The sequence below is a fragment of the Enterovirga sp. genome, from assembly GCF_035325185.1.
Classification (GTDB): domain Bacteria; phylum Pseudomonadota; class Alphaproteobacteria; order Rhizobiales; family Beijerinckiaceae; genus Enterovirga.
On record NZ_DAOLAJ010000114.1, the window covers coordinates 1 to 10,039 of the forward strand.

6 protein-coding genes are annotated in these 10,039 nt (G+C 64.2%); all 6 read right to left on the reverse strand.

Translation table 11 applies throughout. The features are described from left to right. The coding region (locus tag PKD06_RS16730; RefSeq protein WP_324382092.1) for an FAD-dependent oxidoreductase at positions 1–1,295 on the reverse strand (1,295 nt) is incomplete at its 3' end. A gap of 16 nt (positions 1,296–1,311) precedes the next feature. Beyond that, positions 1,312–2,898 (reverse strand): dihydrolipoyllysine-residue acetyltransferase, encoded by a 1,587-nt coding sequence (locus tag PKD06_RS16735; protein ID WP_324382094.1) that lies wholly within the window; start codon positions 2,896–2,898, stop codon positions 1,312–1,314. A gap of 23 nt (positions 2,899–2,921) precedes the next feature. Further along, positions 2,922–5,606, reverse strand: a complete 2,685-nt coding sequence (gene aceE / locus PKD06_RS16740; protein WP_324382096.1) for a pyruvate dehydrogenase (acetyl-transferring), homodimeric type — start codon at positions 5,604–5,606, stop codon at positions 2,922–2,924. 216 nt (positions 5,607–5,822) lie between these two features. Further along, entirely contained in the window at positions 5,823–6,737 is a 915-nt protein-coding gene (locus PKD06_RS16745) for a LysR family transcriptional regulator (protein ID WP_324382098.1), read from the reverse strand. 122 nt (positions 6,738–6,859) lie between these two features. Then, the gene (locus PKD06_RS16750; protein ID WP_324382100.1) at positions 6,860–7,747 is read right to left on the reverse strand and encodes a LysR substrate-binding domain-containing protein; all 888 of its coding nucleotides are present in this window, start codon (positions 7,745–7,747) and stop codon (positions 6,860–6,862) included. 381 nt (positions 7,748–8,128) lie between these two features. Further along, positions 8,129–10,039 (reverse strand): NADP-dependent malic enzyme (locus PKD06_RS16755; RefSeq protein WP_324382102.1); only part of this gene is annotated, 1,911 nt, incomplete at its 5' end.

Below are 10,039 nucleotides of genomic sequence, written 5' to 3' on the forward strand. Positions count from 1 at the left end.
GCCAGCATCGGCTGGCCGACGATGTCGCCGATGGCGAAGATATGCGGCACGTTGGTCCGCATCTGGTTGTCCACGGAGATGAAGCCGCGATCGCCGACCGCGACGCCCGCTTTCTCCGCACCGATCTTCTTGCCGTTCGGCGAGCGGCCGACCGCGACGAGGACGAGGTCGTAGAGTTGCGGGCCGGCCGGAGCCTTCTCGCCCTCGAAGGAGACCTCGATCCCCGCCTCCGTCGCCTTGGCGCCGACGGTCTTCGTCTTCAGCATCACGTGGTCGAAGCGGGGGGCGTTCTTCTTCTCCCAGACCTTGACGAGGTCGCGGTCCGCGCCCGGCATCAGCCCGTCCAGCATCTCGACCACGTCGACGCGCGCGCCGAGCGTCGAATAGACGGTCGCCATTTCGAGGCCGATGATGCCGCCGCCGATGACCAGCATGCGCTTCGGAATCGACCGCAGCAGCAGCGCGCCGGTGGAATCGACGATGCGCGGATCCTCCGGCAGGAAGGGCAGCTTCACCGCCTGCGACCCCGCCGCGATGATCGCCTTGGCGAAGCGAATCGTCTTCTTGCCGGATGCCGTCTCGACCTCCACGTGATGCGGATCGAGGAAGGTGCCGGTCCCGGTGACGACCTCGACCTTGCGGGCCTTCGCCATGCCGGCGAGACCGCCGGTCAATTTACCGATGACGCCGTCCTTGAAGGCCCGCAGCTTGTCGAGATCGATCTGGGGCGCGCCGTAGGTCACGCCATGGGCGCTGAGATTGGGGATCTCGTCCATCACGGCGGCCGTGTGCAGGAGGGCCTTCGAGGGGATGCAGCCGACATTGAGGCAGACGCCGCCGAGGGTCGAATAGCGCTCGACCAGCACCGTCTTCATGCCGAGATCGGCCGAGCGGAAGGCGGCCGAATAGCCGCCGGGCCCCGCGCCCAGCACCAGCACCTCGCAGTCCAGATCGGCCGTGCCGCCATAGCTGGCGGCCGCCGGGGCCGGGGCGGCCGGCGCGGGAGCCGCCGCCGGGGGCACGGCTTTCGGCGCGGCCGGGGCCGCCGCGGCGCCCGCCGCCTCGATCGTCAGGATCACCGAGCCCTCGCTGACCTTGTCGCCGGCCTTGACCTTGATCTCCTTCACCACGCCCGCATCGGACGAGGGGATCTCCATCGAGGCCTTGTCGGATTCGACCATGATCAGCGAGGTGTCGACGGCGATCGTCTCGCCGACGCTCACCATCACCTCGATCACCGCGACGTCCTTGAAGTCGCCGATATCGGGAACTTTCACATCGACCTGGTTCGCCATCTTGAAGCTCCCGAAATCAGAACAGCACGCGCCGCATGTCGGCGAGCACATTGGCGAAATGGACGTTGAAGCGCGCGGCCGCCGCTCCATCGATGACGCGGTGGTCCCAGGAGAGCGACAGAGGCAGCGTCAGGCGCCAGTTGGCGGTCTTGCCGTCCGGCGAATGCTGCTTCCAGTAGCCCTTGCACACCCCCATGATCGCGACTTCGGGCGCGTTGATGATCGGCGTGAAGTAGATGCCGCCGATGCCGCCGAGCGAGGAGATCGTGAAGGTGCCGCCCTGCATCTGGTCGGGCTTGAGCTTGCCGTCGCGGGCGAGCTTGGCCAATTCGCCCATCTCCTTGGCGATCTCGGGGATCGTCTTCTTGTCGGCGTCGCGGATCACCGGGACCATCAGGCCGTTCGGCGTGTCGGCGGCGAAGCCGATATGCCAGTAGTTCTTGTAGACGAGGTCGTCCCCGTCGAGGCTGGCATTGAACTCGGGGAACTTCTTCAGCGTCGCGACCGCCGCCTTCACCATGAAGGGCAGGAGCGACAGCTTCACGCCGCTCTTCTCCAGCTCCTTGTTCATCCGCACGCGGAACTGCTCGAGATCGGTGATGTCCGCCTCGTCGTGGGTCGTCACATGCGGGATGACCACCCAGTTGCGATGCAGGTTCGCCGCCGAGATCTTCTTGATGCGGCTCCGGTCCTTGCGCTCGACCGGGCCGAACTTCGCGAAGTCCACCTTCGGCCAAGCCAGGAGGTCGAGGCCCCCTCCCCCGCCGCCGGCCGGGGCCGCAGCCGCCTTCGCGGGAGCCGCCGCGCCGCCGCCCTTGGCAAAGGCCTCCACATCGTCACGCGTGATGCGCCCGTGCTTGCCCGTGCCAGATACCTTGCCGAGATCGACGCCCTTCTCGCGCGCGAGCTTGCGCACGGCGGGGCCGGCATAGGCGAGCGCGAAGGCCTTCTCGTCGATCGCGCCCTTCGCGGCTGCGGGTGCGGCTGCCGCAGCAACAGGCGCGGCCGCGGGAGCTTGGGCCGGCGCGGGGGCCGCCGCCGTGGCATCACCCGTCGCAAGCGACAGGATGATGACGCCTTCGCTGACCTTATCGCCGACCTTCACCTTGACGTCGCGCACGGTGCCCGAGAGGGGCGCCGGCACTTCCATCGTCGCCTTGTCGGATTCCAGCGCGACCAGCGGGTCCTCCGCCTTCACGCTGTCGCCGGGCTTCACGAAGATCTCGATGACCGGCACATCCTTGAAGTCGCCGATATCGGGAACCCGCACCTCGGCGAGGCCCGCCGGCGCGCTGACCGGGGCCGGAGGCGCGCTCACATTCGGGCGGGCCGGCACCGCCGGAGGGGCCGCCGCGGCCGGGCCGGCCGCCTCGAACTGCAGGATGACGGTGCCCGCGCTCACCTTGTCGCCGACCTTGACGGCGATGGACTTGACCACGCCCTCACGGGGCGAGGGCACTTCCATCGTCGCCTTGTCGGATTCCAGCGCCAGCAGCGGGTCTTCCGCCTTCACGCTGTCGCCAGGCTTGACGAAGATCTCGATGACGGGAACGTCCGTGAAGTCGCCGATATCGGGAACTTCGATGTCGATCGGTTGGCTCATCGCGCTTCCCCCGAATGGCGTTATTAGACGGTCCAGGGCGCGGGACGCGCGCTGTCGAGACCATATTTGGCGATCGCCTCGGCCACGACCGAAGCAGGCAGCTTTCCTTCATCCGCCAGCGCCTTCAGCGCGGCGACGGCCACATAGTAGCGGTCGACCTCGAAGAAGCGACGCAGGTTGACGCGGTAATCGCTGCGCCCGAACCCGTCCGTACCGAGCACGACATATCGCTTGCCGGCCGCCTGCACATATTCGCGGATCTGGTCGGCGTAGTTGCGCATGTAGTCGGTCGAGGCGACGACCGGCCCCTCGTGACCCGCGAGTTGCGCCTCCACCCAGCTCTTGCGGCGCTCCTCGGTCGGATGGAGCAGGTTCCAGCGTTCCGCAGCCATGCCGTCGCGGCGCAGCTCGTTGAAGCTCGTCGCGCTCCAGATATCGGCCGCGACCCCGAAATCCTTCTCCAGCAGGTCGGCACCGGCGATGACCTCGCGCAAAATCGTGCCCGAGCCCATCAGCTGGACGGTCTGGCCGCTCTTCTGCGCCGCGCCCTTCTTCAGGAGATAAAGCCCCTTGAGGATGCCCTCCTCGGTGGCCGCCCCCGCCGCCGCCTCGGCCATGCCGGGATGCGGGTAGTTCTCGTTCATCAGGGTGACGTAGTAATAGACGTCCTCCTGGTCGGTATACATGCGCCGCATGCCGTCGCGGATGATTGCCACGGTCTCATAGGCGAAGGTCGGGTCATAGGAGACGCAGTTCGGGATCGTCGCCGAGAGGATGTGCGAATGGCCGTCCTCGTGCTGCAAGCCTTCGCCGTTCAGCGTCGTGCGCCCGGCCGTGCCGCCGAGAAGGAAGCCGCGCGCCCGCATGTCGCCCGCCGCCCAGGCGAGGTCGCCCACGCGCTGGAGCCCAAACATCGAATAGAAGATGTAGAACGGGATCATCGCCACGTTGTTCGAGCTGTAGGAGGTCGCAGCGACCACCCAGCTCGACATCGCCCCGCCTTCGTTGATGCCCTCCTGCAGCACCTGCCCGTGCTTGTCCTCACGGTAATACATGAGCTGGTCGGCATCCTGCGGCTTGTAGAGCTGGCCGACCGAGGAATAGATGCCGAGCTGGCGGAACAGGCCCTCCATGCCGAACGTCCGGCTCTCGTCCGGCACGATCGGCACGATGCGCTTGCCGATCTGCTTGTCGCGCAGCAGCGTCCCGAGCATCTGCACGAAGGCCATGGTGGTCGAGATCTCGCGCTCGCCGGTATTCTCCAGAAGCCGCTGGAAGGTCGTGAGCGGCGGGATCGGGAGCGACTCGGACTTGCGCCGCCGCTGCGGCAGCGAGCCGCCGAGCTTCGCGCGCTGGGCGCGCAGGTACTTCATGGCCGGATCGTCTTCCGGCAGCGTGATGAAGGGGACCTTGTCGAGGTCCTCGTCCGAGACCGGGATCTGGAACTGGTCGCGGAAGCCCTTCAGCGAGGAGGCCGTCATCTTCTTGGCCTGGTGGGCGATCATCTGGCCCTCGCCGGATTCGCCCATGCCGTAGCCCTTGACCGTCTTCGGCAGGATCAGCGTCGGCTGGCCCGTATGCTGGACGGCGGCGGTATAGGCCGCGAAGACCTTCGCCGGGTCATGCCCGCCGCGGGTCAGCTTCCAGATCTCGTCGTCGCTCATGTCGGCGACGAGATCCTTCAGCTCCTCGTATTTGCCGAAGAAATGCTCGCGCACATAGGCGCCGCTCTTCGACTTGAAGTTCTGGTACTCGCCGTCGACGCATTCCTCCATGCGCTTCAGCAGGAGGCCCGACTTGTCCTTCTCGAGCAGCCGGTCCCAGCCCGTGCCCCAGAGGACCTTGATGACGTTCCAGCCGGCGCCGCGGAAGACGCTCTCCAGTTCCTGGACGATCTTGCCGTTGCCGCGCACCGGCCCGTCGAGGCGCTGGAGGTTGCAGTTGATGACGAAGACGAGGTTGTCGAGCTTCTCGCGCCCGGCGAGCGAGATCGCGCCGAGCGACTCGGGCTCGTCCGTCTCGCCGTCGCCGAGGAAGGCCCAGACCTTGCGGTTCGTGGTGTCGGCGAGGCCGCGATTGTGCAGGTACTTCAGGAAGCGCGCCTGGTAGATCGCCATCAGCGGGCCGAGACCCATCGAGACGGTCGGGAACTGCCAGAAATCCGGCATCAGCCAGGGATGCGGATAGCTCGGGATGCCCTTGCCCTGCGTCTCCTGCCGGTAGTTGAGCAGCTGCTCCTCGGTCAGGCGTCCTTCGAGGAAGGCGCGGGCATAGATGCCGGGCGAGGAATGGCCCTGCACGAAGATGAGATCACCGCCGTGACCTTCGGTCGGCGCATGCCAGAAATGGCCATAGCCGATATCATAGAGCGTCGCGGCCGACTGGAAGCTCGCGATATGGCCGCCGAGTTCCGAGGAGTGCTTGTTGGCCCGCAGGATGATCGCGAGCGCGTTCCAGCGGATGATCGAGCGGAGCCGGTGCTCCGTCGCGCGGTCGCCCGGCAGCGCCGGCTGTTCGCCGGGGGGAATCGTGTTGCAATAGGGGGTGGTCAGCGATTGCGGCACATAGAGCCGGTCCCGCCGCGCCGCATCCACCACCGCGTTGACGACGAAATTCGCCCGCTCCTTCCCCCGGTGAGCCTCCAGAGCGGCAAGCGAATCCAGCCACTCCTGCGTCTCGAGGGCGTCTCCGTCCTGCAGATCACTCATGGCGTCCTTCCCCGTTCAAATCGTCTTGGTTCTTGATTTCAAGCGCTCGCAAAGAACGCAGCCCTGGAGGAAATCCGGTTGGATACTCGGCGCAGCTTCGCTGCATTCATCCAATACGCTTCCAGTGCTATGATCATAGGTTCCAAATTGCAATTTCAAATTCTTGAAGCCAGATCCATTTTTTTTGGATGACAGACCGCAAACCAGCCGACCTCATCACCGAGCGGCCTGCTGGGCAGGCACTCCTGCCGCATCCTTGAGGGCCGACACGAACGTGCGAACGGGCGCGCTCTCGTCAGACGTCCTGGTTAACGCGACCAGCTGGGATGTGAAACCGCAATCGGCGAGGCGAACGAAACGGATATCGCTGCGATTGTTGGTCGCCACGGAGGCGCCCACCAATGTGACGCCCATATCTGCCGCGACCAACGCAAGTGCCGTATGAATCTCCACCGCATCCTGCGCTACCGGCATATGCACGCCTGCATTGGCGATCCGAGCCGTCAAACGCCGTGAAAAGTGAGTCTGCGGATTTTTTGGATAACTGATATAGGGCAGGCCCTCGAGTTCGGCCAAGCTGATGGATTCGCGGTGCGTCATCCGGTGGTGCGCGGGGAAAACCGCGACGAACGGGTCGTCTATCAGCACCGTTTGCTGAAGGTCGTCCAGGTATTCCTCCTCGCCCAGCAAACGGACCACCCCGACATCGACGCGGCCGCTGCGCAACTGGGCCGGCTGGAATTCGGACAGCAATTCCAGCAGGTCGATCTGCACTTCGGGCAACGCATTGCGAAAGGCACGCATGGCCGTGGGGAGCAACGAGAAGATTGTCGAGCGCACGAAAGCGACGCTGATCCAGCCGCGCTTTCCCGCAGCGATGCTGCTGGCTTCCTCGCGCAGGCGCTGGTTGGCGGCCAGAAGCTCTTTTGCCCGTGGGTAGAAGAACATGCCTAGCGGCGTGAGCGACATCGGCCGCTTGGAGCGGTCGAAGAGAACCCCGCCCAACTCCTTTTCGAGGAGATTTATCTGCGTGCTGATTGCGGTCGGCGCAACGAACAGCCGGCTCGCCGCCAGCGCGGTGCTGCCGGCATCCACAATGGCGCAAAAATACTTAAGCTGCCTGTCCTTCATGATCCACGACCATAGCGGTAGCGCTGGCTGCCGCTATATAGCAGGAAAAAAATATTTTCATAACTACATCATAAAAATATGCTTAAATCCAGTCTCTCATGATATATTGATGGAACACATCATCATATGCTGTAGCTTTCCGCAAACTCCCGAACCATGGAGATCATTCTGACAGCGGCAGGGGACGCATCTTGCCTGTAGATCATTCTGACGTCAGCCACCGGTCCGGGCTCCGACAGACGACGATAGACGACGCCCGGGCGTGACAGGTTGCTGATGCATTCCGGCACCAGGGCGACTCCCAGCCCCGCCGCAACCAGGCTGGTCAAGGAATAAGCTTCTACGACCTGCTGCGACATGTTGGGAAAAAATCCAGCTTCGATACAAGTATCTCTCAGGTAGCGGGCAAAGCGTGAATCGCTCAGACGAAGAGATACATGTCTTTCGTTCTGAAGCTGCAGGAGCGCAACCTCCTTTTGCGATGCAAGCGGATGCCCCTCGGGGAGGACCACGCCAACCTTCGCCGGCCAGGCGGGTTCGTTGTTGATGTCGGAGTCCTCCGCCGGCCGGCGTATGAAACAGACGTCCAACCTGTGCGCCCGCAGGGATTCTTCCTGGCTTTGAGGCGCCATTTCATGAATGCGAAGCGTCACCTGCGGAAATTTTTCGACAAATGTGGCAACGAGCGAACTGAGCGGGCCGAGAAGAACCGATCCCGTCGTGCCGATGTCCAGGGAACCGATTTGTCCTGCGCCAATTGCGCGGGCTTGCTCGGTCGCCTGCTCCGTTTGCATCAGGATATTTTGAGCATGCTCGAAAAAGGCTTTGCCAGCGCTTGTCAGTTCCACATGGCGGCTCGTCCTCAGGAAAAGCGGCGTATCCAACTCCCGCTCGAGGTCTCGAATCTGCAAGCTGAGCGACGGCTGGGACAGTCTCAAACGATTGGCCGCAGCCGTGAAGTTCAGGTCCTCTGCGACAGCCACGAAATAGCGTAGATAGCGTAACTCCATTACGTCGTTTCTCCCCGCAACGTCCGACCCCAGTCATTCAGGCCACGAAAAATAAACTTACTACTATTTTGAGCAAAATGTTCTTATTCTAATTAGTGTGCTATTATAATATCAGTAGAAATATGATTGTACTCACAACCGTAAAAGCACTTCTTGCGTTGCGTCACCTTGAAGTCTACCTCCCGGATCATGGTTCGTTTCCATGGAAATCAACCATGATCCGGGCTATTGTTCCCGCATTCTGCTTTCAAAAACTGGATTCCACCTCCCCGCGGCATGCTCCAGATCGTGATAACGTTTCGCAGCACCGCATCACGATCCACCTTTTTGCTTGAGCCGGAGCTTTCCGAAAAAGTGGTCTCCGCTTTTTCGGACCGTGCCTCAGCTTGAGACGGCGGCGACGGCCGTCATGTTCACGATGCCGCGCACCGTGGTGGTCGGGGTGAGGATATGCACCGGCTTTGCCGCACCCAGCAGGATCGGCCCCACTGAGATCCCCTGCCCCGCCACGACCTTCAGGGCGTTGAACGTGATGTTCGCGGCGTCGAGGTTCGGCATGATGAGAAGGTTGGCCTCCGCCGTCAGTCCCGCCTCGGGGAAGACGCGGGTGAGGATCGTCCGGCTCAACGCCGCGTCCGCCTGCATCTCGCCCTCCACCTCGAGATCGGGCGCGCGCTCGGCGATCAGGCGGAGCGCGTCGCGCATCTTGCGCGCCGAAGGATCGTCGGCCGTGCCGAAGCTGGAATGCGACAGGAGCGCGGCCCGCGGCGTCAGACCGAAACCGCGCAAGGCGGCGGCCGCGAGCACCGTCATCTCGGCAATGTCCTCCGCGTTCGGATCGAGATGGATGTAGGGGTCGCAGATGAACACCGTGTGCCGCGGCAATTGCAGGAGGCCCATCGCGGCGAAGGCGTGGGCGCCCTCCTTCAATCCGATCACGTCCGACACGTAGCGCAAATGCTTTCCGTAGGAGCCGTAGGCGCCGCAGAGCATCCCGTGCGCCTGGCCGGACCGCAGCAGCATCGCCGCCGCGAGGGTGCCGTTGCGGCGCATTTCCGCGGCCGCGGAATCGCGCGTCAGGCCCTTTCTCTGCCGGAGCTGGTAATAGGCGTCCGTCGCGCTCCCCAGGAAGGTTTCGTCGTCGAGATCCGCAACCTGGACGTCCCGGTCGATCTGAAGCCGCAATCCGAGGGTCCTGATCTTCTGTGCGATCACATCGGGCCGTCCGACCAGGATGGGCGTGGCCAGGCGCTCGTCCACCACCACCTGCGCGGCGCGCAGGACGCGATCATCTTCCCCTTCCGCGTAGACGATGCGCTTGGATCCCGACTCCGCCGCCGCCGCGAAGACCGGCTGCATGACCGTCCCGGACGTATAGACGAAGCCTTGGAGAGAGCGCCGGTAGGTTTCGAGATCGGCGAAAGGCCGTGTGGCGACGCCGCTGTCGATCGCCGCCTGCGCGACCGCGGGCGCGACCGTCAGGATCAGCCTCGGATCGAACGGCCGCGGAATGAGAAAGTCCGGCCCGAAGCGGAGGTCGTGCGCGCCATAGGCGGCGCTGACGACATCGGATTGCTCGGCCTGAGCCAGCTCGGCGAGGGCCCGCACGGCTGCGAGCTTCATCTCTTCGTTGATCGTGGTCGCGCCGACATCGAGCGCACCACGGAAGATGAAGGGGAAGCAGAGGACGTTGTTGACCTGGTTCGGGTAGTCGGAGCGTCCGGTCGCGATGATCGCGTCGGGCCGCACCGCCTTGGCAGCCTCGGGCCGGATTTCCGGCTCGGGATTGGCCAGCGCCAGGATGAGCGGCTGGCTCGCCATGGTGGCGACCATCTCGGGCTTCAGCACGCCGGCCATCGAGACACCGAGGAAGATGTCCGCGCCCTGCACGGCATCGGCGAGGGTCCGGGCCGAGGTTTCGCGGGCATATGCCGCCTTCTGCGCGTCGAGGGACGCGATCCGCGCCTGCGACAGGACTCCGCGGCTGTCGGTGACGAGGATGTTCTCCTTGCGCAGGCCGAGGCCGACCAGGAGGTTGAGGCAAGCCATTGCCGCCGCGCCCGCGCCGGAACAGACGAGCTTCACGTCCTCGATCCGCTTGCCGACGACTGCCAGGCCGTTGAGGATGGCGGCGGCGGCAACGATGGCGGTGCCGTGCTGGTCGTCATGGAAGACGGGGATCTTCATGCGCTCGCGCAGCCGCGTCTCGATGACGAAGCATTCGGGAGCCTTGATGTCCTCCAGATTGATGCCGCCGAAGGTCGGCTCCAGGCTCGCGATGATCTCGACCAG